Source organism: Pantoea deleyi, assembly GCF_022647325.1.
Classification (GTDB): domain Bacteria; phylum Pseudomonadota; class Gammaproteobacteria; order Enterobacterales; family Enterobacteriaceae; genus Pantoea; species Pantoea deleyi.
In genome coordinates, this window is record NZ_CP071405.1 from 1,983,506 (window position 1) to 2,006,300 (window position 22,795).

At 61.2% G+C, this 22,795-nt stretch carries 22 protein-coding genes; 14 read left to right on the forward strand and 8 right to left on the reverse strand.

Annotated elements, in window-relative coordinates; translation table 11 throughout:
• Positions 1-104 precede the first annotated feature (104 nt).
• The gene (locus J1C59_RS09320; protein ID WP_140917239.1) at positions 105-1,481 is read left to right on the forward strand and encodes a nucleobase:cation symporter-2 family protein; all 1,377 of its coding nucleotides are present in this window, start codon (positions 105-107) and stop codon (positions 1,479-1,481) included.
• 161 nt (positions 1,482-1,642) lie between these two features.
• Here the strand turns inward: J1C59_RS09320 and osmV are convergent, their stop codons facing one another.
• From osmV to J1C59_RS09340, 4 genes are read right to left on the reverse strand one after another with little or no spacing between them, the layout of a single operon-like run.
• Complete coding sequence (osmV, locus tag J1C59_RS09325) at positions 1,643-2,779, reverse strand: osmoprotectant ABC transporter ATP-binding protein OsmV (protein ID WP_128085296.1); 1,137 nt, start codon at positions 2,777-2,779, stop codon at positions 1,643-1,645.
• A complete protein-coding gene (gene osmW / locus J1C59_RS09330) occupies positions 2,779-3,426 on the reverse strand; it encodes an osmoprotectant ABC transporter permease OsmW (RefSeq protein ID WP_010244802.1) in 648 nt (215 codons plus the stop codon). The genes osmV and osmW overlap by 1 nt, the downstream gene beginning before the upstream one ends.
• Positions 3,427-3,435: 9 nt before the next feature.
• Entirely contained in the window at positions 3,436-4,347 is a 912-nt protein-coding gene (locus J1C59_RS09335) for a glycine betaine ABC transporter substrate-binding protein (RefSeq protein ID WP_128085295.1), read from the reverse strand.
• A gap of 16 nt (positions 4,348-4,363) precedes the next feature.
• Complete coding sequence (locus J1C59_RS09340) at positions 4,364-5,080, reverse strand: ABC transporter permease (RefSeq protein ID WP_128085294.1); 717 nt, start codon at positions 5,078-5,080, stop codon at positions 4,364-4,366.
• 392 nt (positions 5,081-5,472) lie between these two features.
• Here J1C59_RS09340 and J1C59_RS09345 point away from each other — a divergent pair, with 392 nt between their 5' ends.
• Positions 5,473-6,939, forward strand: a complete 1,467-nt coding sequence (locus tag J1C59_RS09345; RefSeq protein WP_128085293.1) for an MDR family MFS transporter — start codon at positions 5,473-5,475, stop codon at positions 6,937-6,939.
• A 38-nt stretch (positions 6,940-6,977) separates the two neighbouring features.
• Here the strand turns inward: J1C59_RS09345 and J1C59_RS09350 are convergent, their stop codons facing one another.
• Together J1C59_RS09350 and J1C59_RS09355 are read right to left on the reverse strand one after the other, a co-directional pair.
• Entirely contained in the window at positions 6,978-7,274 is a 297-nt protein-coding gene (locus J1C59_RS09350; protein ID WP_128085292.1) for a DUF1161 domain-containing protein, read from the reverse strand.
• Between the two features lie 45 nt (positions 7,275-7,319).
• The gene (locus tag J1C59_RS09355) at positions 7,320-7,643 is read right to left on the reverse strand and encodes a DUF1283 family protein (RefSeq protein WP_128085291.1); all 324 of its coding nucleotides are present in this window, start codon (positions 7,641-7,643) and stop codon (positions 7,320-7,322) included.
• A 236-nt stretch (positions 7,644-7,879) separates the two neighbouring features.
• Here J1C59_RS09355 and J1C59_RS09360 point away from each other — a divergent pair, with 236 nt between their 5' ends.
• Positions 7,880-8,206 carry a YnfA family protein gene (locus tag J1C59_RS09360; protein WP_110331895.1) on the forward strand — a complete coding sequence of 109 codons (327 nt, stop codon included), beginning with the start codon at positions 7,880-7,882 and terminating at the stop codon, positions 8,204-8,206.
• A gap of 27 nt (positions 8,207-8,233) precedes the next feature.
• Here J1C59_RS09360 and ydfG read toward each other — a convergent pair whose 3' ends face one another.
• Entirely contained in the window at positions 8,234-8,980 is a 747-nt protein-coding gene (gene ydfG, locus J1C59_RS09365) for a bifunctional NADP-dependent 3-hydroxy acid dehydrogenase/3-hydroxypropionate dehydrogenase YdfG (protein WP_128085290.1), read from the reverse strand.
• 397 nt (positions 8,981-9,377) lie between these two features.
• Between ydfG and guaD the strand changes: the two genes are divergently transcribed.
• The 5 genes from guaD to dcp all read left to right on the forward strand — a co-directional run bounded on the left by guaD (position 9,378) and on the right by dcp (position 17,371).
• Positions 9,378-10,706: a guanine deaminase gene (gene guaD, locus J1C59_RS09370; protein ID WP_128085289.1), complete on the forward strand. Its 1,329-nt coding sequence runs from the start codon at positions 9,378-9,380 to the stop codon at positions 10,704-10,706.
• Positions 10,703-12,145, forward strand: coding sequence for a xanthine dehydrogenase small subunit (gene xdhA / locus J1C59_RS09375; RefSeq protein WP_128085288.1), 1,443 nt, complete (start codon positions 10,703-10,705; stop codon positions 12,143-12,145). Before guaD ends, xdhA begins: the two co-directional genes overlap by 4 nt.
• Positions 12,135-14,501 (forward strand): xanthine dehydrogenase molybdopterin binding subunit, encoded by a 2,367-nt coding sequence (xdhB, locus tag J1C59_RS09380; RefSeq protein WP_128085287.1) that lies wholly within the window; start codon positions 12,135-12,137, stop codon positions 14,499-14,501. The genes xdhA and xdhB overlap by 11 nt, the downstream gene beginning before the upstream one ends.
• Positions 14,488-15,264, forward strand: coding sequence for a xanthine dehydrogenase accessory protein XdhC (xdhC, locus tag J1C59_RS09385; RefSeq protein ID WP_128085286.1), 777 nt, complete (start codon positions 14,488-14,490; stop codon positions 15,262-15,264). The genes xdhB and xdhC overlap by 14 nt, the downstream gene beginning before the upstream one ends.
• Positions 15,265-15,325: 61 nt before the next feature.
• Positions 15,326-17,371, forward strand: a complete 2,046-nt coding sequence (dcp, locus tag J1C59_RS09390) for a peptidyl-dipeptidase Dcp (protein WP_140917238.1) — start codon at positions 15,326-15,328, stop codon at positions 17,369-17,371.
• Positions 17,372-17,413: 42 nt separating this feature from the next.
• Here the strand turns inward: dcp and hpxO are convergent, their stop codons facing one another.
• On the reverse strand, positions 17,414-18,571 hold the full coding sequence (gene hpxO, locus J1C59_RS09395; protein ID WP_128086716.1) for an FAD-dependent urate hydroxylase HpxO: 1,158 nt from the start codon (positions 18,569-18,571) through the stop codon (positions 17,414-17,416).
• A 616-nt stretch (positions 18,572-19,187) separates the two neighbouring features.
• Here hpxO and J1C59_RS09400 point away from each other — a divergent pair.
• The 6 genes from J1C59_RS09400 (at position 19,188) to J1C59_RS09425 (ending at position 22,787) form a co-directional block, all read left to right on the forward strand.
• Positions 19,188-20,369 (forward strand): glycosyltransferase family 4 protein, encoded by a 1,182-nt coding sequence (locus J1C59_RS09400; protein ID WP_128086717.1) that lies wholly within the window; start codon positions 19,188-19,190, stop codon positions 20,367-20,369.
• A 67-nt stretch (positions 20,370-20,436) separates the two neighbouring features.
• A complete protein-coding gene (locus tag J1C59_RS09405; RefSeq protein ID WP_128086718.1) occupies positions 20,437-20,682 on the forward strand; it encodes a hypothetical protein in 246 nt (81 codons plus the stop codon).
• A gap of 30 nt (positions 20,683-20,712) precedes the next feature.
• Positions 20,713-21,867 (forward strand): class C beta-lactamase, encoded by a 1,155-nt coding sequence (gene ampC, locus J1C59_RS09410; protein ID WP_128086719.1) that lies wholly within the window; start codon positions 20,713-20,715, stop codon positions 21,865-21,867.
• Positions 21,868-21,889: 22 nt separating this feature from the next.
• The gene (locus J1C59_RS09415) at positions 21,890-22,126 is read left to right on the forward strand and encodes a hypothetical protein (RefSeq protein WP_242281312.1); all 237 of its coding nucleotides are present in this window, start codon (positions 21,890-21,892) and stop codon (positions 22,124-22,126) included.
• The gene (locus tag J1C59_RS09420; RefSeq protein WP_242281313.1) at positions 22,120-22,308 is read left to right on the forward strand and encodes an antitoxin Xre/MbcA/ParS toxin-binding domain-containing protein; all 189 of its coding nucleotides are present in this window, start codon (positions 22,120-22,122) and stop codon (positions 22,306-22,308) included. The genes J1C59_RS09415 and J1C59_RS09420 overlap by 7 nt, the downstream gene beginning before the upstream one ends.
• Complete coding sequence (locus J1C59_RS09425; protein WP_140917237.1) at positions 22,308-22,787, forward strand: RES family NAD+ phosphorylase; 480 nt, start codon at positions 22,308-22,310, stop codon at positions 22,785-22,787. The genes J1C59_RS09420 and J1C59_RS09425 overlap by 1 nt, the downstream gene beginning before the upstream one ends.
• Positions 22,788-22,795: the final 8 nt, after the last annotated feature.

Consider the following 22,795-nt stretch of genomic DNA (forward strand, 5'->3'; position numbering starts at 1 on the left):
TTTCCCCGATAATTCAACGGCCTGATTTCAGATACGCGAAACAGTAACGTCATGGCGCAGAAAATGCATTACCTCCGCTTATCATCCAGAGGTGGAGCACCATTATGTCGCACTCGCACGAGCAAGGTTTGTTATACGGGCTGGACGCCCGCATTGGCCCCGTTCCGGCCTTCATCGCCGCGCTGCAGCATCTGCTGGCCAGCGTGGTCGGGATCATCACGCCGCCCCTGATTATCGGCTCGGTGCTGGGGCTGCAGGCCTACATTCCCTATCTGATCAGCATGTCGCTGTTTGTCTCCGGTCTGGGCACTTTCCTGCAGTCCCGGCGGATCGCGGGCGTTGGTGCCGGGATGATCTGTCTGCAGGGCACCAGCTTCGCCTTTCTGGGGGTGATTCTGTCGGGCGGTCTGATGGTGAAGGGGCGTGGCGGTTCGGCGGAAGAGATTATGGCGATGCTGTTTGGCTGCAACCTGGTGGCGGCGCTGATCCCGATTCTGATCAGCCGCTGTGTTGGCTCGCTGCGTAAAGTGCTGACGCCGGTTGTGACCGGCACGGTGATCACCCTGATTGGCATCAGCCTGATCAAGGTCAGCATCACCGACTGGGCGGGCGGACACAACGCCACCGATTTTGGATCGCCCGGCAACCTGGCGCTGGGGGCGCTGACGCTGCTGGTGATTGTGGCGCTGAACCGTGCGCGTAACCGCTGGGCGCGGCTGGTGGCGGTGGTGGCCGGTATCGCGGTGGGATGCGTGGCGGCGGCCTTAACCGGGCATCTGCCGCTGACGATGACGCCGCCGGAGCACTGGATCGTGCTGCCCGCGCTGTTCCGGTTTGGTTTTGCCTTCGACTGGACGATTTTTCTGCCCATCGCCCTGGTCGCCGTGATCGCGGTGATCGAGGCCGTGGGCGATCTCACCGCCAACTGCCTGATCTCGCAACAGCCGATCACCGGCAAGCCGTTTCAGCAGCGGCTGCAGGGCGGCATCGTCGCCGATGGCCTGAGCTGCGTGCTGGCGGCGGTGTTCTCCGCCTTTCCCAACACCACCTTTGCCCAGAACAACGGTGTTATCCAGATGACCGGCGTCGCCAGTCGTTACGTCGGTATGCTGCTGGGCATGATGCTGGCGCTGCTGGGGCTTTTTCCCTTTATCGGCTCGCTGCTGCAGCAGATCCCGCCGCCGGTGCTGGGCGGTGCGACCATCGTGATGTTTGGCAGCGTGGTGGCCGCCGGGATCCGGGTCATGACTCAGACGCCGCTGGGCCGTCGCGAGATGCTGATTGTGGCGATCGCCTTTGGTATCGGTCTGGGCGTGGAAGCGGTGCCGGAGGTGCTGAAGCAGTTTCCGCCGCTGATTAACAGCCTGTTCGGTCATGCGGTAACAACCGGCGGCCTTCTGGCGATCCTGCTTAACCTGGTGCTGCCCGACGAAGGGCAGGCGTCCGACGCGGTCGAGGCGGAGACGCTGACCGAGAGCTGAGCCTGACGCTTCAGACAATTAAAACAGAAACATTGGTTTGACAACTGAGGCAGAATTTAACGCGAAGGGGGCCTGTGTTAGTTGCAAACCCCGACGGGCCAGGGATGGCGTAGAAAAAAAAGGGCCAGCATGGCCCTTTTTGTATCATGGACAGAAGGGAATTACGGATTGAGACGACGACGGGTACGCCCCGAACTGAGGTAGTCTGCGATATAATCCTGCGAGATCTCCCCGCTGTAGCGCCCCTCTTCATCGACGATCGGCATCCAGACGGTGTTGTGCTCATAGAGTTTGGAGAGCACGACACGCAGGTTCTCCTCTGCTTTGCCCGTCACCCTGAAGGTGTGCAGCTTCTCTTCGCAGCGGCCGCTGACGTTTCGCGCCTCACGACGCTTCACAAAGCCCAGCGGTTTGCCATCCTCGTCGACCACGGTAATCGAGCGCATATCGTTCTCATCCATGGTGCCAAAGGCTTCCGCCAGCGGCGTGGAGCGGCGCACGGTGATGGTCGGCTGCTGGTCGGTCACGTCGCCCGCCTGCACCAGTAACAGACGCTTCAGCGTGCGGTCCTGGCCGACGAAGGAGCCGACAAACTCATTGGCCGGGGTCGCCAGCAGCTCATCCGGGCTGGCGCACTGCACGATTTTGCCCTGACCAAACACCGCGATGCGGTCTCCCAGCTTCAGCGCCTCGTCGATATCGTGGCTCACCAGCATCACGGTTTTCTTCAGCTGACGCTGCATGTCCAGGAACTCATTCTGGATCACTTCGCGGTTAATCGGGTCAACCGCACCAAAAGGCTCATCCATCAGCAGCACCGGTGGATCCGCCGCCAGCGCACGGATTACGCCGATACGCTGCTGCTGACCGCCGGACATCTCACGCGGATAGCGATGCAGAAACTTTTTAGGATCGAGTGCCACCATGCTCATCAGCTCGGTGGCGCGCTCGTGACACTGCTTTTTGTTCCAGCCGAGCATCCGCGGCACCACAGTGATGTTCTCCTCGATGGTCATGTTGGGAAACAGACCAATCTGCTGGATCACATAGCCGATGTTGCGGCGCAGGGTGGTGGTGTCCTGGGTGCTGGTATCTTCCCCGTTGATCAGGATGCGGCCACTGGTGGCGGGGATCAGCCGGTTAATCATCTTCAGCGTGGTGGTTTTACCGCAGCCCGACGGGCCGAGCAGCACGCACATCTCACCGGCTGGCACATGCAGGCTGACGTTATCGACGGCGTTATTGGTGGTGCCGTTTTTCTGGATAAAGGTTTTCGTCAGGTTTTCCAGCGTTATCATTATCGAATCCCCTTTGGAGTCAGCGCCTGCTGCAGACGATGCAGCAGCCAGTCAAGAAAAATAGCCAGCAGACAAATCATCAGTGCCCCGGCAATCAGCATACGAATATCACTGCCGCTGATCCCATCCAGCAGCAGCTGTCCCAGACCGCCTGCGCCAATTACCGCGGCGATCGCCATCACGCCAACGTTCATCACCACGGCGGTCCGGATGCCGCCGAAAATCACCGGCAGCGCCATCGGGATCTCTACCCAGCGCAGACGCTGCCAGAAGGTCATGCCGATGCCGCGACCCGCTTCACGCAGGCCATCCGGCAGGTTCTCCAGCGCGGTGTGGGTGTTACGCACGATAGGCAGCAGCGAGTAGAGGAACACCGCCGTAATCGCGGGCAGCGCCCCGATACCCTGACCGATCAGCGAAAACAGCGGGATCATCAGGCCAAACAGGGCAATGGTCGGAATGGTCAGTACCACGGTGGCGATCCCCAGAATCGGGGTTGCCAGCCATCTGACGCGCACGATCAGAATGCCCAGCGGCACGCCAATCACAATCGCCAGGCCCACCGCCACCAGAACCAGCCAGCTGTGCTGCCAGCTCAGGGTCAGCAGGGTGCTCCAGTTATCCATGATGTAGTGAAGGGTATCCACAGTGCCTCCTTACAGCATGTTTTTGGATTGAAGGAAATCACGCGCCACTTTTTCCGGTGACTGGTGATCAATATCGACCCGCTTGTTCAGCTCGGTGATCGCCTCATCGGTGATCTGCGCCGAGAGCTGATTCAGCGCGCTGTCCAGCCCCGGGTGGCTCGCCAGCACATCCTGGCGCACCACCGGCGTCACGTTATAGCTGGGGAAGAAGTGCTTATCATCCTCCAGCACTTTCAGGTCGAAGCCTTTGACGCGGCCATCGGTGGTGTAGATCAGCCCCGCATTCACAAAGCCGTCGCGGATCGCGTTATAGACCAGACCGGGGTCCATCTGGCGGATCTGCGGCCGATCCAGCGCCAGGTTGTAGGTCTTCTGCAGCGGCTTCAGGCCATCAGAGCGACCGGCAAACTCCAGATCCAGGCCCAGCCGCCAGTTGTTATCCGGGTCGGTTTTACGGATCTGCTCAATCTTCGCCACCAGCTGCGACATCGTGCTGATCCCCTGTTTTTCCGCCTCTTTGCGGGTCATGGCAAATGCGTAGGTGTTGTTCATCGGTGCCGGGTTCAGCCAGATCAGCCCCAGTTTTGCATCCAGCTTTTTCACCGTTTCATACGCCTGCTCTGAAGACATCGGCTGGCTGATGTGGTTGAAGATGATCAGGGAGGTGCCGGTATATTCCCAGACCATATCGATCTGTTTGTTCAGCAGCGCATTGCGGCCGATGGTGGTGGCGATATTGCGTTTCGGCACCACCTCAAAGCCTTTTTTCTGCAGCCATAGCACCGTCATGGCGGAGAGGATGTGCTGCTCGGTAAAACTTTTGGTGGCCATCACCAGCGGTGCTGCGGCCTGTGCCGTCTGGCTTATCAGCAGGGTTGCCGTCAGCGCGACAACGCTTTTCTTGATCCAGCGCGTTAGCATTTGAAATTCCTTATGGTCAGGCCGCGGCGTGCGGACTCAGAAAGCGGCCCAGCGCGGCCAGCATCATATCCAGAACCAGCGCCACCAGAGCGGTCGCGACGGCGCCCAGAATCAGCGTCGGGAAGTCGTTGAGATAGATGCCCGGGAAGATCAGCTCACCAAAACTGCTGGCGCCAATCAGGAAGGCCAGCGGCGCGGTGCCGACGTTGATGGCGGTGGCGATGCGCACGCCGGAGAGGATCACCGGCAGGGCATTCGGCAGTTCGACCTGACGCAGACGCTGCCATTTGGTCATGCCGATACCGTTTGCGGCTTCGAGCAGCGACGGCGGCACCGCGCTCAGACCCGAGAAGGTGTTACGGACGATGGGCAGCAGCGAGGCCAGGAACAGCGCAATCAGGGCCGGACGGTCGCCAATCCCGATGATGACCATCGCCAGCGCCAGCACCGCCAGCGGCGGCAGGGTGTTACCGACGTTAAAAATCTGCATGACGGTTTCGGCCCAGCGGCGGGCAAAAGGGCGGCTGAGCAGGATGCCGCTGGGAATACCGACCAGCAGCGCGAACAGCATGGACCAGAACACTAAGAAGAGATGTTGTTGCCCCAGATAGAGCAGATCGACTTTGCGGGCCACCAGCTGATCCCAGCCGAGGCCCCAGATCAGTACGGCGATTACCGCGACCACTGCAAGCAGCGCCAGACCGGCGCGTTTCGCCAGTGAAGCATTTTGCATAGGAGATTCTCCCTGATAACGATCTCAATTGTTATAACTGCCACAAACAGTCCGACAGATGCGGCAAAAACGGCCACCGCGCCCAAAACCGAAACTGCGATAAAATGTGGATGAAATGACTGTTTATCCACGCTTTTTCAGCGGGTGCTGAATAAGATGCCTTATTGCTATAGCAGCCCTTTATCAGACAGGCCAGCTTTTCAGCCTTTAATCAGGAAGCGCAAATTCGGTTAAAATGGTGTTAAAGCCCCGTAGCGGCTGGGCTGGTGCGACAATAAAAAAATTTCATCGACTTTCGGTGACACCGTCACAGAAGGTGCAGAAAATGCGCACTGGCGGGAAACTCATCGGGCCGCTTTTCGGCTAGCCTTGCTGTTAAAAAAAGGAACCTTATGACTGACAGCGCACAACTTCAGACCGGACACCGCCACTGGATCTTAATCGCCTGCATGCTGGCGATGTTTATGGCGGCAATCGAAGTCACCATCGTCGCCACCGCCATGCCTACCATTATCGCCGACCTGGGCGGGTTTTCGCAGTTTGGCTGGGTGTTCTCTATCTATCTGCTGACCCAGGCGGTGAGCGTGCCGCTCTACGGCCGGCTGGCGGACAGGGTCGGTCGCAAGACGATGTTTTTTGTCGGCACCACGATCTTCCTGCTGGGATCCGTACTGTGCGGGTTTGCGCACAGCATGTTCTGGCTCATCCTGTTCCGGGCGTTTCAGGGGCTGGGCGCGGGGGCCATCATGCCGCTCAGCTCCACCATCGTGGCCGATATCTACTCGCCGCGCGAACGCGCCAGCGTTCAGGGCTGGCTGTCCAGCGTCTGGGGCGTGGCCGCGATTGTCGGGCCGCTGACCGGAGCCTGGCTGGTGCAGCACTTCAGCTGGCCGGTGATTTTCTGGGTCAATCTGCCGATAGGCTTAATCAGTATGCTGATGCTGGCGCGCTGGCTGCCGTCACATCCGCAGGAAGAGGGCGCGCAGCCGCTGAACGTGGCGGGCAGCGGCTGGCTGATGCTCTGCGTGACCGCCCTGCTGACCGCGCTGCTGCAGGCGGAGCAACTGGGTCTCTGGCTGGTGCCGTTTCTGCTGGTGTCGCTGCTGGCGGGCTGGCAGCTCCGGCGGCATGAGCAGCGGGCCGCGGCACCGCTGTTTCCGCTGGTGATCTGGCGCAGCCGGCTGATTGTGGCGGGGAACGCGGGTAACCTGATTATCGGGGCAGCCATGATGGGGATCAGCGCCTTTCTGCCCACCTGGATTCAGGGCATCCGCGGCGGCTCACCGCTGCAGGCGGGCAGCGTGCTGGCGATGATGTCGATTGGCTGGCCGCTGGCCAGCACCCTCAGCGGCAGACTGATGCTGCGTACCTCCTATCGCTTCACCGCCCAGCTCGGCGTACTGCTGCTGGTGACCGGCAGCGCACTACTGCTGTTTCTGCAGCCTGCAAGCTCCTTGTTTCAGGCGGGCTTTACGGCCTTCCTGATCGGCACCGGTATGGGGATGACCAGCACGACCTTCCTGGTGTCGGTACAGAACCAGGCGGATTATCAGATTCGCGGCATCTGTACCGCGTCAATCATGTTCAGCCGGATGATCGGGTCGGCGGTGGGGACGGCCATTATGGGCGCAGTGCTCAACCTCAACCTGCAGTGGCGTCTGCCGGATATTCAGGATCCGGTGCAGCAGATTATGTCCGCTCAGAGCCGTCAGCAGTTACCGCCGGAGACGCTGCAGCAGATGGTCGCGGCAATTGCCACATCGCTGCACTGGGTCTTTGTGGTGGCGCTGATTACGGCGCTGCTGGCGATAGGGGTGGCGTGGATGATGCCGCGTCAGCGGCCGGAACAGGCGGACTAGCAGGCAGGGCGGGGAGGGCCGCCCTGATCTGAAACGGACTACTGTGCTGGCGCGTCCTGCGAACTGCCGGCACTGGCGGGCACACTGGCGTCGTTGTCGCTGCCCGTGCGTTTATAAACGATCTTCTGGGTGTCGTTGTCACAATGGCCGACGACCTGACCGCCCGCCTGATCAACCTGATCGTTGGCGACGATGTCGAGACTGAAGCCCGATTCGGGTACGCCGTTCTGAATAATTTTCTGGCTGATATCGGCTTTTACTGACTCACAGGATGCCTGCGCCATCAGCGGCAGAGCAAACAACGCCGCAGTGAACAACACTCTCTGTAGCTTCATCACGTCTTCCTTATGTTAGTCGTCCGTCATTACTATAGCGCAAATTCAGGGGGTAACCGGGCGGCCTGAACGGCGGTCCAGACAGCGCAGGGTGTTGGGTTCCCAGTAGGCGTTAAGATTGAGGCTCTGCTCGCACTTGTCACGGGTATCAAATGCCCGGTCGGTTTTGTCGAACTCTTTCTCGACGCGGCTGTTCACCTTGTTGCGCAGCATCCGCGTGTCATTCCATTGCTCTTTGTCCTGACGCGCCGCTTCATTGCTCAGCGCAGAGCTGCCATCTTCAATGATCAGACGATTGGTATTGGCTGTCGCAGTCAGGGCCGCGGTGGAAAGCAGCACCATCAGCACGGCAGGGATCATTTTTTTCATTACATTATCCTTTAGTTAACGCAAACCATACTCTCTGCGACGGCGGTAGCAGCGGGCCTGCCAGGAGCTGGCCCATCAGGCTGTTTCAGCGATGACGCTCAACCCGGTCAGTGCACGCGCCTGCCCGGTCGCTCTGCAATAATCCAGCCCGATGGCAGAGGCTTTTAGTATATCATCGCCGTTTCTTTGCTCACCAGCGGTGAGTCATTTGTTTACGTTCGGGAGAGGAACCGGTGCTGATTAAGACCGCCTTGCTGTTTTTTATTACCGCGCTGGCGGAGATTACCGGCTGTTTTCTGCCGTGGCTGTGGCTGAAAAAAGGGGGCTCCGTCTGGCTGCTGCTGCCTGCGGCGGCGAGCCTGGCACTCTTTGTCTGGCTGCTGACCCTGCATCCGGCGGCCAGTGGCCGGGTCTACGCCGCTTACGGGGGCGTCTATGTCCTGACGGCGCTGCTCTGGCTGCGGGTCGTGGATGGCGTGAAGTTAAGCGCGTGGGACTGGAGCGGGGCGTTGATTGCGTTCAGCGGGATGCTGATCATCGTGCTGGGCTGGGGGCGGGGATAACGCCAGCCGGTGCTGGCGTCGTGGCAGTTAAGGCTTGTGGACTTTCAGGCCCGCCAGGGTCTGACTGACCGGCATCATCTCTAGGGTGTTGATGTTGACGTGCTTCGGCAGCGTCGCGACCCACCAGACCGCCTCGGTCACATCCTCCGGCGTCAGGGCGGTGGCGCCTTCATAGACCTGACCCGCTTTGTCATCGTCACCTTTGAAACGGACGTTAGAAAACTCCGTGCCGCCCACCAGACCCGGCTCAATGTCGGTCACGCGCAGCGCGGTGCCGTGCAGGTCGGTGCGCAGATTCAGGCTGAACTGGCGCACAAAGGCTTTGGTCGCACCATAGACGTTGCCCCCGGCATAGGGCCAGCTACCGGCAATCGACCCGATATTGATGATATGACCCACGTTGCGCTCCACCATCTGCGGCAGCAGGGCGCGGGTCATGTAGACCAGCCCTTTGGTGTTGGTGTCGATCATATTTTCCCAGTCCTCCACGCTGGCCTTGTGCGCAGGCTCGATGCCCAGCGCCAGACCGGCATTGTTGACCAGCACGTCGATATTGTGCCATTCGGCCGGAAGCTGGCTCACCGCCTCCTCAATCGCGGCGCGGTTACGTACGTCGAACTGCACCGTATAGAGGTTGTCGCCCAGCTCCTCTTTCAGCGCTTTCAGACGCTCGGCGCGGCGTCCGGTGGCGATCACTTTATGACCATTTTCGATGAAGCGGCGGGTGATGCTTTGACCAAAACCGGCGGTCGCGCCGGTGACAAAAATAATCATCTCACTGTTCCTTATGCCATTTTCAGAGTCGATGGCTTCACCATAGCATTTCATTTCCGCTTCTGCGCGTGGAAAAACAGCCTGCCCGCGAAACCGCGTTGACCGGGCGACCGGCTGCGCCTTTTCAGGGCAGGCTGCACCGTTAAGGGGCAGGTTGTCAGCGGGTTTGCCATACTCAGAGTATCTGGCTGGCGTAAAACCGAATCGCAACCGTTTGCATCGGATCCGCAAACGGTTGCGAGCCTGCGCGGGGCCGGTTTTGTTGCGCAACGCCGCGAATTTTATTTAATTAACTGATTAGTAAGCGTTTTATTTAAATCCAGAACTGGCACGCAGGTTGCAAGGTTTACAAAGAAACTTTGCAGAGACACTCTCGCGCATTCAGAAAGGACAGACCATGCACCCAGCGACCGACACGGCGATACGCGCCAGCTTCTTCGATTTCACGGGCACCGTGACGCATCCCGACGATCTTCTTAATCAGGCCCGCTATCTGGAGGATGGGGTGCTGCTGCTGCGCGAAGGCCGCGTGGTGGGGCTGGATAGCTGGGAAAACAGTGCGGCGCGGCTGGCAGGCCAGCCCGTTACCGACCTGCGCGGCAGGCTGATTGTGCCGGGCTTTGTCGATACCCACATTCACTATCCGCAGACCGAGATGATTGGCGCCTTCGGCGAGCAGTTGCTGGAGTGGCTCAATCAATACACTTTCCCGGTCGAGGCACAGTATCACTGCCCCGATCACGCGGCGCGGATGTCCGCCTTCTTTCTGCATCAGCTGCTCTCCAACGGCACCACCAGCGCGCTGGTGTTTGGCACCGTTCATCCGCAGTCGGTTGAAGCCCTGTTCAGCGCGGCCGAAGCCCTGAACATGCGGCTGATTGCCGGTAAGGTGATGATGGATCGCAATGCGCCCGACAACCTGACCGAGACGCCGGAGCAGAGCTACCAGCAGACGCGGGCGCTGATTGAGCGCTGGCATCAGCGCGGGCGACTGAGCTATGCGCTGACGCCGCGCTTTGCGCCGACCTCCTCCCCGGCGCTGCTGGAAAAAGTTCAGCAGCTGCGTCAGGAGTTCCCGGATACCTGGGTCCATACCCATCTCAGCGAGAACCCGCAGGAGGTAGCCTGGGTGAAAGCGCTGTTCCCGGAGCGTCAGGATTATCTGGATGTCTACCATCATCATCAGCTGACGGGCCGTCGCAGCGTCTTTGCGCACTGTCTGCATCTGGACGATCGGGAGTGGCAGTGTCTGCACGACACCGAATCCGCCATTGCGTTTTGTCCCACCTCCAACCTGTTTCTCGGCAGCGGGCTGTTCAACCTGAAACGCAGCTGGCAGCAGGGCGTCAGCGTCGGGATCGGGACCGATGTCGGCGCAGGTACCACCTTTAACATGCTGCAGACGCTGGGCGAAGCTTACAAGGTCGGGCAGTTACAGCACTACCGGCTCAGCGCCGCCGAAGCCTTCTATCACGCCACGCTGGGCGGCGCCCGCGCGCTGGACCTCGACCAGGCCATCGGCAATTTCAATGTGGGCAAAGAGGCCGATTTCGTGGTGCTCGATCCGGCCGTCTCGGCGCTGCAGCAGCTGCGCATCGGCAACAGCAAAGATATCTGGGAAAAACTGTTCGTGCTGATGACGCTGGGCGACGACCGCAATATTGCCCAGACCTGGGTCGCGGGTCGTCCGGTCTGGCAGCGCGAATCACAGGAGCAAGCCGCATGATCCAGTTTCTGTTAAATAATCAGCTTGTCACCGAAGAGACGCTCGACCCCAATCTCACGGTACTCAGTTATCTGCGCACCCGGCAGCAGCGCACCGGCACCAAAGAGGGCTGCGCCTCGGGCGATTGTGGTGCCTGCAGCGTCACCCTGGGCAAAGTCGTGGAGGGCAGGATAGCCTATGAAACCGTCAACAGCTGCCTGACGCTGGTCTCCGCCCTACAGGGCAGGCAGCTTATCACGGTGGAAGATCTGCGTCATGGCCGCGCCCTGCATCCGGCGCAGCAGGCGATGGTGGACTGCCACGGCTCGCAGTGCGGATTCTGCACGCCGGGCTTTGTGATGTCGCTGTTCAGCCTGCAGAAACGGGCGGAAGGCTGGGATCGCCACGAGGCGGAAACGGCGCTGGCCGGAAATCTCTGCCGCTGCACCGGCTACCGTCCCATTATGGCGGCCGCCGAACAGCTCTGTTCACAGCCGGTCGCCGATCTGTTTGAGCAGCAGGCCGCAACCACCGTGCAGCGGCTTGAGGCCCTGGCCAGTCCGGAGGTGCAGGAGCTGGCCGGTGAAGGTCGCCGCTGCTTCCTGCCGAAAACGCCCGCTCAGCTGGCCGCGCTCTGTCAGGCGCACCCCGACGCGCAGCTGATTGCCGGTGGCACCGACCTCAGCCTGCAGATCACCCAGCAGCATAAAAAGATCGGTGTGCTGATTGCCCTGGAGCAGGTCGCCGCGCTTAAAGTCTGCAGCGAATTCGACGACCACTATCTGCTGGGGGCGGGCGCGTCGCTGCAGCAGGTCAGCGATTTTCTGTCCAGCCGCGTTCCCGGCGTCAGTGAGATGCTGCAACGCTTCGCCTCGCTGCAGATCCGTCTGCAGGGCACCCTGGGCGGCAACATTGCCAATGCTTCGCCCATCGGCGACGCCTCGCCGGTGCTGCTGGCCCTGAATGCCAGCCTGCTGCTGCAGACGGGCGAACAGCAGCGCAGCCTGCCGCTCGACCAGTTCTTTACCGGCTACCGGCAGACGCAGCTGAAAAAAGGGGAGTTTATTCGCGCCATTCGTATCGATAAGGTGACGGTGTCACCTGATTTTGTGGCCTGGAAAGTCTCGAAACGGCTGGATGATGACATCTCGGCGGTGTTCGCGGCCTTTAACCTGCAGATGGATCAGGGCGTCGTCAGCGCCGCCCGCATCGCCTTTGGCGGCATGGCCGCCACGCCCCGGCGTGCGTATCACTGCGAACAGGCGCTGCTCGGCCGGCCGCTGGATGCGGTGACAGTGTCACACGCAGCGGCCGCGCTGGCCGAAGATTTCCAGCCGCTTTCCGATTTTCGTGCCAGCAGCGACTACCGCCTCAAGGTGGCGCAGAACCTGCTTCGCCGCTACTGGCATCGCCACAACGGCGACATAACCTGTATCGAGGTCTCACGCTATGTCTCATAACCGTCCTGAACTGACCGAAGAGGTGATTAAGGCGCAGTACGCCGCCGACCTGCAGAGCGGCGTGGGTCGCAGTAATCGCCATGAGAGTGCGGAAAAGCACGTTTCGGGTGAGGCGCGCTTCATCGACGACAAGCCGGAGCTACCCGGACTGCTGCACCTCTGTCCGCGCCTGAGCGAACACGCCCACGCCCGCATTCTGCACATTGACGTGCAACCCTGCTACGCGGTGCCGGGCGTCGTCAGCGTCCTGACCTGGCAGGATGTGCCGGGTATCAACGATGTCGGCCCGCTGGAGCCGGGCGATCCGCTGCTGGCGCACGAGAAAGTGGAGTATCTGGGCCAGATCGTGATTGTGGTGGCGGCGGAGACACCCGACGCGGCCCGTCAGGGCGCGGCCGCGGCGGTCATCGGGTATGAGGTGCTGGAGCCGCTGCTGGACGTGGAGCAGGCGCTAGCGCAGGGCAGTTTTGTTCAGGAGCCGCACGTCCACCAGCGCGGCGACGTGGAGGCGGCGCTGGCGCGTGCGCCGCATCGGATCAGCGGATCGTTTCATATCGGCGGCCAGGAGCACTTCTATCTGGAAACCCAGACCGCGATGGTGATCCCGGGCGAAGATCAGCAGCTGCAGGTTTTCTCCTCGACCCAGAACCCCACCGAAGTGCAGAAGCTGGTGGCGGAGGTGATGGGCATCAGCCTGAATCAGGTCACCATCGATATGCGTCGCATGGGCGGCGGTTTCGGCGGCAAAGAGACGCAGGCGGCGGGCGTCGCCTGTCTCTGCGCCATCGTGGCGCGCCAGACCGGGCGGGCGGCGAAGATGCGGCTCTCACGCCGCGACGATATGCGCGTGACCGGCAAACGCCATCCTTTCTTCGTGCGCTATGAGGCGGGCGTCGAGGAGGATGGACGGCTCTGCGGCATCCGTATCGATCTGGCCGGAAACTGCGGTTATTCGCTGGATCTGAGCGGATCCATTGTCGATCGTGCCATGTTCCACGCCGATAACGCCTATTACCTCGGGGATGCACGGGTTACCGGCTATCGGTGCCGCACCAATACGGCCTCCAACACCGCCTACCGGGGATTTGGCGGACCGCAGGGTATGGTGGCGATTGAACAGATCATGGATCACATCGCCCGCGAACGGGGTCTGGACCCGCTGACGCTGCGCAAACGTAACTACTACGGCAAGGAGGATCGCAATATCACCCATTACCACCAGCAGGTCGAAGATAACCTGCTGGATGAGATCACGGAGCAGCTCGAACGCAGCAGCGACTACCAGGCCCGCCGTGCAGAGATCACGGCCTTTAACGCCCGCAGCCCGCTGCTGAAACGCGGACTGGCGCTGACCCCGGTGAAGTTTGGCATCTCCTTTACCTCCAGTTTCCTTAACCAGGCGGGCGCGCTGATCCTGATCTACACCGACGGCACGGTGCAGCTTAACCATGGCGGAACCGAAATGGGCCAGGGGCTTAACACGAAAGTGACGCAGATTGTCGCCGAAGTGCTGCAGATCGAGGTGGATAAGATCCAGATCACCGCCACCGACACCGGAAAAGTGCCGAATACTTCACCGACCGCCGCCTCCAGCGGCGCGGACCTCAACGGCAAAGCGGCACAGAATGCGGCGGAGATCCTGCGTGACCGGATGACCGCGATGCTCTGCGAACGGCATCAGTGCGACGCCGACGCGGTGAGTTTCCGCAACGGCGTGGTGCGTGCCGGGGAACACCATTACACCTTCGCCGAGGTGGCGAAGCTCGCGTGGCTGAATCAGGTGCCGCTCTCGGCCACCGGCTACTATCGCGTGCCGGGGATCCACTACGACCGGCAGGCGGGACGGGGCACGCCCTTTTACTACTACGCCTTCGGGGCGGCCTGCTGCGAAGTGATCATCGATACGCTGACCGGCGAATCCCGCCTGCTTCGAGCCGACATCCTGCATGACGTCGGCGCCTCGCTGAACCCGGCCATCGATATCGGTCAGGTGGAAGGGGGCTTTGTGCAGGGGCTGGGCTGGCTGACCTGCGAGGAGCTGGTGTGGAACGACAAGGGGCAGCTGCTGACCGACGGCCCGGCGAGCTACAAAATCCCGGCTATCAGCGACGTTCCGGCCGATCTGCGGGTCACGCTGGTGGAGAATCACAAAAATCCAAAGGACACGGTGTTTCACTCCAAGGCCGTCGGGGAGCCTCCCTTTATGCTGGGGATCGCGGCCTGGTGCGCCCTGCAGGATGCGGTGGCCAGCGTCGCGGACTACCGCCAGCACCCGCTGCTGGATGCGCCCGCCACGCCTGAACGGATCTTCCAGGGCGTGCAGCGCCTGACAGGAGCCACTGATGATCTACCATGACTGGATCGGCGTGCTGCACCAGCTGCGGGAGAAGCGCCAGAGCTGCGTCCTGATCACCGTGCTCAGCGAACAGGGGTCGGTGCCGCGTGACAGCGGCAGCAAGATGGTCGTCTCGCAGCAGGAGACGTGGCTCACCATCGGTGGCGGGCATCTGGAGTTTCAGTGCATCGCCCAGGCCAGGGCGATGCTGGAGAGCGGTACCCGCGCGCCGCATACGGAAACCTTCAGCCTGGGCGCGCGACTCGGCCAGTGCTGCGGCGGCAGGACCACGCTGCTGTTTGAGCCATTGCTGCAGGCGCAGCCGGAAATCTGGCTGTTCGGGGCCGGGCATGTCGGTCAGGCGCTGGTAACCCTGCTGGCGACGTTACCCTGTCACATAAACTGGGTGGATAGCCGCGCGGCGCAGTTCTGCCACGTGCCGCCGGGCGTGGTGACACACCAGCCAGAGGATCCGCTCGACTGCGTGGCGCAGGCCCCGGCGGGCAGCTACTTCATCATCATGACCCACGATCATCCGCTCGACTTCGCCCTGTGCGAGGCGGTGCTCCGGCGCGACGATTTTCGCTATGCGGGGGTGATCGGTTCCGACACCAAGAATCAGCGCTTCCGCTACCGGCTGTCGGGCAAGGGGGTGGAGAGCGACAGGCTGGCCCGCCTGCGCTGTCCGATTGGCCTGCCGGATGTAAAAGGCAAGCTGCCCGCCGAGATTGCGGTGGCGATTGCCGGTGAGATTATCAGCGTCTATCAGCAACCCATCGCCTGAGTTGTCGCGCTGGCGGCAACCTGCCAGGATAAGAGTTTGCGATGCCCATCAGGAGCGAACCATGAACGCCCGTCAGAATCCCTTCTTTAGCGTCAGCACACTGCCTTACCAGGCGCCGCCCTTTGACCAGATCGAGGAGCAGGATTTCCTGCCCGCCCTGCAGGCGGGCATGGAGGCGAAGCGTCAGGAAATCGCCGCGATCGCCGGGAACAGCGACGCGCCCACGTTTCTCAACACGTTCGAGGCGCTGGAGAAGAGCGGACAGCTGCTGAGCCGGGTCAGCCTGGTCTTCAGTGCCATGACCTCCGCCCACACCAGCCCCTATCTGCAGCAGGTCGATGAGGCGATCGCGCCTCAGCTCACCGCGCTGAACGATGAGATCATGCTTAACCGGCCGCTCTTCTCCCGGCTCGATGCGGTCTATCTGGATCGCGCCGCGCTGGATAGCGAATCGAAACGGCTGGTCGAGGTGATCTGGCAGCGCTTCCAGCTGGCGGGCGCCAATCTGCCGGAGGCGCAGAAACAGCAGCTCATGGCGCTGAATCAGGAGGCGGCGCGCCTCAGTACCCGCTTTACCAACCGGCTGCTGGCGGCCACTCAAGCCGGCGGGCTGGTGGTCAGCGATCCGCAGCAGCTGGCGGGCCTGTCCGCCGCCGATCTCGCGGTCGCTCAGGCGGAAGCGCGGGCGCGCGGGCTGGAGGATCGCTGGCTGCTGGTGCTGCAGAACACCACACAGCAACCGGCGCTGCAGAGTCTTAGCGACCGCGCCACCCGTGAGGCGCTGTTCAGGGCTGGCGTCACGCGTACCGAAAAAGGGGATGAAAACGACACCCGCGAGCTTATTCTGCGGCTGGCGCAGGTCAGGGCGGAGCAGGCCCGGCTGCTGGGCTTTGCCAGCTACGCGGCATGGAAGCTGCAGGATCAGATGGCGAAAACGCCCGACGCGGCGCTGGCCTTTATGCGCAACATCGTGCCCGCCGCGCGCGCCCGCGCCGGACGGGAAGCGGCGGCGATCCAGCAGACCATCGACCAGCAGCAGGGCGGTTTTACCCTGGAAGCCTGGGACTGGCGCTTCTATGCCGAACAGGTGCGGCGCGCCCGCTACGACCTGGATGAGAGCCAGATTAAACCCTACTTCGAACTCAGTTCGGTGCTGCACAACGGCGTCTTCCGGGCGGCCACGCAGCTCTACGGCATCCGGTTTGCACAGCGTCAGGATCTGCCGGTTTACCATCCCGACGTCCAGGTCTATGAGATCTTCGACGCGGACGACACCCCGCTGGCGCTCTTCTATACCGACTTCTTCAAGCGCGACAGCAAGGGCGGCGGAGCCTGGATGAGTAACTTCGTTAATCAGTCGACGCTGCTGGAGACCCGGCCGGTGATCTACAACGTCTGCAACTATACCCGGCCGCCAGCCGGTGAGCCTGCGCTGCTGAGCTGGGACGACGTCATCACCCTGTTCCATGAATTCGGTCATACGCTGCACGGTCTGTTCGCCAGCCAGCGCTATCCGAGCCTCTCCGGTACGGAAACCCCGCGCGACTTTGTTGAGTTTCCGTCGCAGATCAATGAGCACTGGGCCAGCGAGCCGGAGGTGTTCCGGCACTACGCCCGCCACTATCAGACGCAGGAGCCGATGCCTGCCGCGCTGCACGAAAAGATGGTGCGGGCCGCGCAGTTCAACAAAGGCTATGAGATGAGCGAACTGCTGGCGGCCGCGCTGCTGGATCTGCACTGGCACAGCCTCAAGGCCGGTGCCGCGCCGCAAAGCGTGGGCGATTTCGAGCAGCAGGCGCTGGAGAGCGACAATCTGGCGCTGACGGCGGTGCCACCGCGTTACCGCTCCAGCTACTTCCAGCATATCTGGGGCGGCGGCTACGCGGCGGGCTACTACGCCTATATCTGGACGCAGATGCTTGCCGACGATGGCTATCAGTGGTTTGCGGAACGGGGCGGACTGACGCGGGAAAATGGCGATCTTTTCCGGCAGAAGATTCTGTCACGGGGCAACAGCAGCGATCTCAAAACGCTCTATGAGAGCTGGCGGGGCGCGCCGCCGGAGCTGGCACCCATGCTGAAAAACCGCGGTCTCACGGACGATTAATGCAGGCAGCGGGCCGTCATGCCGACGGCCCGCGCTTTACAGCTAGCCCAGCGGGCCGCCTTCGATGGTTTCACACATACCGGCCAGCACGCGCTCGCCGGTTTCGCTTTTCAGGGAGTCATACCACGCCGCCGTCACGGCCGGGTCGAGCGCATGGGTGACGTCACAGCGCTTACGCGCTTTCAGCACCAGATCTTTGACCCGCTCAACCCGCCGGGTCTGATAGCGCAGCAGCGCATCCTCGATCCCCAGCGAATGGGACGCCAGGGCCGAGGCCAGCACCACCGCATCCTCCATCGCCGCGCAGCCGCCCTGACCGATATCGGGCGTGGTACTGTGGGCGGCATCACCCAGCAGGGCGATACGGCCCTTAACGAACCGGCTGAAGGGTTCGATATCGTGGATCTCCACCCGGTTGGTGGTCTCTGGATTGATGGCCGCAATTAACCGCTGCACCGGCGCCGACCAGCCCTGGAAATAGCCGGTCAAATCCGCTTTTATCGTGGATCGATCCTGTGGCAACCCTTTTGGCAGCGGCACATCAAAGAAGAAGTAGAAGCGATTGCCGCTGACCGGCATCAGCGACACCCGCTTGCCATCGCCGACAAAGGTGGTCCACTGGTCGGCGGGGGCGATCGCTTCGTCGATGGTGACGAGGCCGTTCCAGTTAACGTATCCGGCATAGCGGCGCTCCAGCTTCTGCTCCAGCACATATTCGCGGATCACCGAATGGGTGCCGTCTGCGGCAATCAGAAAATCGCCGTGAGCCTGGCTGTTGTCTGAGAAGGTGGCGATCACGCCCTCTGTGGTCTGCTCGACCTGGATCACCCGCTTGCCAAACTGCACCCGCTCACGTCCGAAGGTGTCGATCAGCATCGCCTGCAGTTCCGCGCGCGCCACCGGGCAGGGATATTCGCCGACCTGCTGCACCAGCGGTGCCATGCTGAAGCGGGTCAGGGCGGCTCCGCTGGTGCCGTCGTGATAGGCCATATACGCCATGTTCCCACCCAGCTTACGCAGGGCAGCCTTCATGCCCAGCGCGTTCAGGCATTTGACGCCATTGGGCCAGATCGAAATCGCCGCGCCGACCGGCTTCATCTCTTTGACGGCCTCAAAGACCTCGACCTCAAATCCGGCTTTCTCCAGCGCGATGGCGCTGCTCATGCCGCCTATTCCGCCACCAATCACGATTGCTTTCATAATGCTCTCCTGTCTGCTTACCTGACAGCCTGCAACTTTTGTACCAGAGATTCGCGCGGCGCGGAAAAGGCCTGGTTCATTACTCAAATCAGCAGGTTAATGGCGTTCAGGGCAGGGTGGTCTGGTACGCAGAACGGTACCGTTGCACTGTTATGCAGCAGAGTGACGACTCATCAGGGTGCAGGCGCGGCGATGCTGCATCAATCGTTTCATGGGCCGGGATAACCCCGGCGCATTCCGGACGGCCGCCCGGTCTGTTAACGCGGATTTACCGCAATTGTAAAGTCAGTTAAGAAATAATTAACGATGGGGCGGGCAATAAGCGTGAAAAAGTCCGAAAAATAATTAAACAATTAATTAACAACTGGCCCGGTTATTGGCGGGCGGGTCGCGCGTCTGTTCTCCGGAAAAAGCTAAAAAACCAACCGGATAGTGCCATAAATAGCTATCAGGCATTCACAAACAGAAACAACTGTGACGATTTTGTTGCCGGAATAAAGCATAAGAAAATCCGGATAAACCGCGCCAGAACAGGCTTTTAGGATATTGCCTGGACGCGGTTTCCGGCCCGGCATGATATAGATCACGCCAATGACAAGGACTCCGGAAGGCCATTATGAAAATTGGAATCACAAATAATCAGTATCCCGAACAGCGTAATATTTTAGTCAATCCGGATAATGAATATATCAATCTGAAGAAAAGCAATCTTTTCTATTTTATTAATCCGTTACGCACCCGATTACTGAAAAAAAATAAAATCTTTGTTTTCCAGCCGGTACCCTTTTCCGGGGCATCACGGGCGGACATCCTGCATCTGTTTAATGAAGTCGCGATTACCCGCCAGAAGTGGGTGGCGAGCTTTGAAACCGAACTGCCGCGCGTGCTGCCGGTGGCCGGTGTTGCCAAGCAGGATAACCCGGAACTGCAACGCCTGATCCCGCATCTGCTGAAAGATAACTGTCTGGGGCTGATTGCGATCTCCGACGCCACGCTCAATATCCAGATGAAGCTGTTCAGACCGGACGTCGCGCAGCAGATCCGCCGCAAAACGCTGGTACTGCATCCGCCACAAAAGCTGTTTGTGCAGCAGAAGGCCCCGCGTCAGCCCGGCGTGATCAGGCTGACGTTTGCCGGTAACGAGTTCTACCGTAAAGGCGGCGCGGAAGTGGTGCTGGCCATCAGTGAGCTGCTCGAAGAGCGCCGTCTGGAAGCGTCGCAGCTGGATGTGCAGCTGATTGGCGACCTCGCCAAACGCCACAACGTGGCGCATCGTCAGTTTCAGGATGATGAGGCGTTCTGGCACGGCATCGAGAACCGCATTAAACGCTACCGCTGCTTTACCCATCACACCCGAATGGAGAATAGCGCGCTGATGCAGCTGTTCCGCCAGAGCGACGCCGGCTTACTGCCGACCTGGCAGGAGACCTACGGTTTCTCGGTGCTGGAGATGCAGGCCAGCGGCTGCCCGGTGATCACCAGTAACGTGCGGGCGCTGCCGGAGATTAACCCGGCCAGCGCAGGCTGGGTGCTGACCAGCCCGCTGAACGCCGATCGCGAATACAGCATCACCTCGCCGGATCAGAAGGCCGCGCTGCGCCGGTCGCTGGTGGACGGACTGAAATCGACGCTGCTGGAGATTATCGAGCGTCCCGAAATGCTGCAGGAGAAGGGTGAGGCGGCCATTCTGCGTATCCGGGAGGAGCATGACACCCAGCGTTATATTGCCCGGCTCAACGATATCTACAGCCGTGGCGTGATAAATGCCACGCAACACCCTCCCGTTGTCTCAATTTAGTGAGATTTCTCTGACGGGACGCGCCAGACTGGTCATACTCAGGAAAGCGTCCCACAGGAGAACTCACATGAAACTGATCGTCACTCTGCTGCTGTCCGGATTACTGGGCAGCAGCGCCTTTGCTCAGCCCGCTCCGCTTTTTCCGGTCCGCGCCCCCGTGGCGCAGCTGACGCCCGCTGCGGCCCGCTGCGATCTCTCCGCCTGCCAGTCCAGCTGCTACGTTGAACAGTCTCACTGCAACACCCGTGAAAACAGATCCTGCAGCACTGAGGCGCAGATGTGTGTGCAGGCCTGTGCCAGCCAATGTAAGTAATCTCTTTCAGTAAAGAACGTCTGGTTGCCGATGAAAAAGTCTTTGTTGTACGTTGTATTGTTCGCGCTTTCTGCCCGCTGTGCTGCCGCCGATCTCTCCTCACAGCAGGTCACTTCTCTGGTCAGAGCCACGATCGAACCGCTGATGGCGCAGCAGTCGATCCCCGGCATGTCGGTGGCGGTGCTTTACAACGGCCGGTCGCAGTTTGTGAACTTCGGCGTGGCCGATCTCGATTCGCGCCGCCGGGTTACCGAAAACACCCTGTTTGAACTCGGTTCCGTCAGTAAAACCTTTACCGGCACGCTGGCCGGGGTGCAGATCCGCAACGGCGATATCCGCCTCAGCGATCCGGTACAGAAGTACTGGCCGCAGCTGACCGGTGAGCAGTGGCGGCCGGTGCGGATGCTCCACCTGGCCACCTATACGGCGGGCGGCCTGCCGCTGCAGTTGCCGGACGAGGTGACCGATGCGGCGTCGCTGCTGGACTTCTACCAGACCTGGCAGCCCGCATCCGCACCGGGTATGCAGCGCCAGTACTCCAACGCCAGCATCGGCCTGTTTGGCGCGCTGATGGTGAAGGGCGACTATGAGCAGGCGATGGAAAAGAATGTGTTTCAGCCTCTGCACCTGACGCGCACCTATATCACCGTACCGCGTTCGATGATGCTCAACTACGCCTGGGGCTATAAAAACGGTCAGCCGGTCCGGGTGTCGCCGGGGATGCTGGATGCCGAGGCGTACGGCATCAAATCGACCGCGCGTGACATGCTCACGTTTATGCAGGCGAACCTGGATCCTAACCGGCTTTCCGCAGGCAATGCGGTGCTGCGAAACGCCATGCGCACCGCGCAGTCGCGCTATTTCAGCGTCGGAAAGCTCTATCAGGGACTGGGCTGGGAGATGTACGACTGGCCGGTCTCTGCCGACACCCTGATCGGCGACAGCGATAACAGCGTGGCGCTCAGGGCGCGTCCGGCGACGCAAATTACACCCGTCGGGCCGTCGCAGCGCGCCAGCTGGGTGCATAAAACCGGCGCGACTAACGGATTCGGCGCCTATATTGCGTTTATCCCCGCCGAAAACTGCGGCATCGTGATGCTGGCAAATAAAAACTATCCCAATCCGCTGCGTGTCCGGGCGGCCTGGGAGATTCTGCAGGCGCTGCAGCAGGGGCGCGCGGAGTAAACGTGCTGGTGGCACCTGTTCATTGCGCAATCTGTCGCTGCTGAGCGCCCTGAACCTGCCGGAAACCCTGCCCGATGCGCACCAGCGTATTGCGCTGGGGTTCAGCAGCGGGGTGCTGAAACGCACCGCCTCGCTCTCTGACTTTGACGAGGGCTGGCTGTGCCGTCTGGCGGGCATTGACCGCACGACCTACAACCGGAAAGTGAAAGATCCGCAGCAGACTTTTCGCCCGACCAGAGCGGTCGCATCTACATGCTGATCCGCGTGCTCACGGCCGCCAGTAAGCTGTTCCGGGATGACCGGTCACGGCTGGTGGATTGGCTGGAAACGCCTGCGAAGGCGCTGGGCGGCAGAAAACCCGCCGAGCTGACCACCACGGTGGCCGGGGCGGAGGCGGTGATCAACCTGATTGGCCAGCTTGAGCATGGCGTGATCACCTGATGGACGTGCCGTTCTTTCGGCTGGCTAAGCAGGAGTATGTGACCACCGCGTTTGATGGCTTCGGCGCCCGCACCTACGGTGGGCGCTGGAACTCTGTGGGCATGTCCTGCGTCTATCTGGGGTCGAGCCGGGCGCTCTGTGTGCAGGAGGCGCTGGTGCACCTCACTGTTCAGGATCTGTCGCACGACTACGCGATGCTGGCGATCAGCGTACCGGAATCGCTGATCACCGAGCTGTCGCTGGCGGCGCTTCCCGCGGACTGGCAGGCCGATCCTGCGCCGCTCTCCACCCGGCAGATCGGCGACGCGTGGCTCGCCCGCCCGGAAAACGGCCTGATACTCCGGGTGCCGGGCACGCTGACCGGCAGGTGGAATGCGCTGTTCAACCCCCGTCATCCGGCAGCGGCGGACATCGTCAGCCAGCGGATCATCGAGCCGTTCTTCTTCGACCCGCGCTTCGGGCTGCAGCAGGGCCACTGACGCGCCAC

Excerpts from the sequence above, each read along its gene's own strand:
- J1C59_RS09320 (WP_140917239.1), top strand. The coding sequence starts at position 105 with ATGTCGCACTCGCACGAGCAAGGTTTGTTATACGGGCTGGACGCCCGC.
- osmV (WP_128085296.1), bottom strand. The coding sequence starts at position 2,779 with ATGATAACGCTGGAAAACCTGACGAAAACCTTTATCCAGAAAAACGGC.
- J1C59_RS09335 (WP_128085295.1), bottom strand. The coding sequence starts at position 4,347 with ATGCTAACGCGCTGGATCAAGAAAAGCGTTGTCGCGCTGACGGCAACC.
- J1C59_RS09340 (WP_128085294.1), bottom strand. The coding sequence starts at position 5,080 with ATGCAAAATGCTTCACTGGCGAAACGCGCCGGTCTGGCGCTGCTTGCA.
- J1C59_RS09345 (WP_128085293.1), top strand. The coding sequence starts at position 5,473 with ATGACTGACAGCGCACAACTTCAGACCGGACACCGCCACTGGATCTTA.
- J1C59_RS09350 (WP_128085292.1), bottom strand. The coding sequence starts at position 7,274 with ATGAAGCTACAGAGAGTGTTGTTCACTGCGGCGTTGTTTGCTCTGCCG.
- J1C59_RS09355 (WP_128085291.1), bottom strand. The coding sequence starts at position 7,643 with ATGAAAAAAATGATCCCTGCCGTGCTGATGGTGCTGCTTTCCACCGCG.
- ydfG (WP_128085290.1), bottom strand. The coding sequence starts at position 8,980 with ATGATTATTTTTGTCACCGGCGCGACCGCCGGTTTTGGTCAAAGCATC.
- guaD (WP_128085289.1), top strand. The coding sequence starts at position 9,378 with ATGCACCCAGCGACCGACACGGCGATACGCGCCAGCTTCTTCGATTTC.
- xdhA (WP_128085288.1), top strand. The coding sequence starts at position 10,703 with ATGATCCAGTTTCTGTTAAATAATCAGCTTGTCACCGAAGAGACGCTC.
- xdhB (WP_128085287.1), top strand. The coding sequence starts at position 12,135 with ATGTCTCATAACCGTCCTGAACTGACCGAAGAGGTGATTAAGGCGCAG.
- xdhC (WP_128085286.1), top strand. The coding sequence starts at position 14,488 with ATGATCTACCATGACTGGATCGGCGTGCTGCACCAGCTGCGGGAGAAG.
- dcp (WP_140917238.1), top strand. The coding sequence starts at position 15,326 with ATGAACGCCCGTCAGAATCCCTTCTTTAGCGTCAGCACACTGCCTTAC.
- hpxO (WP_128086716.1), bottom strand. The coding sequence starts at position 18,571 with ATGAAAGCAATCGTGATTGGTGGCGGAATAGGCGGCATGAGCAGCGCC.
- J1C59_RS09400 (WP_128086717.1), top strand. The coding sequence starts at position 19,188 with ATGAAAATTGGAATCACAAATAATCAGTATCCCGAACAGCGTAATATT.
- J1C59_RS09405 (WP_128086718.1), top strand. The coding sequence starts at position 20,437 with ATGAAACTGATCGTCACTCTGCTGCTGTCCGGATTACTGGGCAGCAGC.
- ampC (WP_128086719.1), top strand. The coding sequence starts at position 20,713 with ATGAAAAAGTCTTTGTTGTACGTTGTATTGTTCGCGCTTTCTGCCCGC.
- J1C59_RS09420 (WP_242281313.1), top strand. The coding sequence starts at position 22,120 with ATGCTGATCCGCGTGCTCACGGCCGCCAGTAAGCTGTTCCGGGATGAC.
- J1C59_RS09425 (WP_140917237.1), top strand. The coding sequence starts at position 22,308 with ATGGACGTGCCGTTCTTTCGGCTGGCTAAGCAGGAGTATGTGACCACC.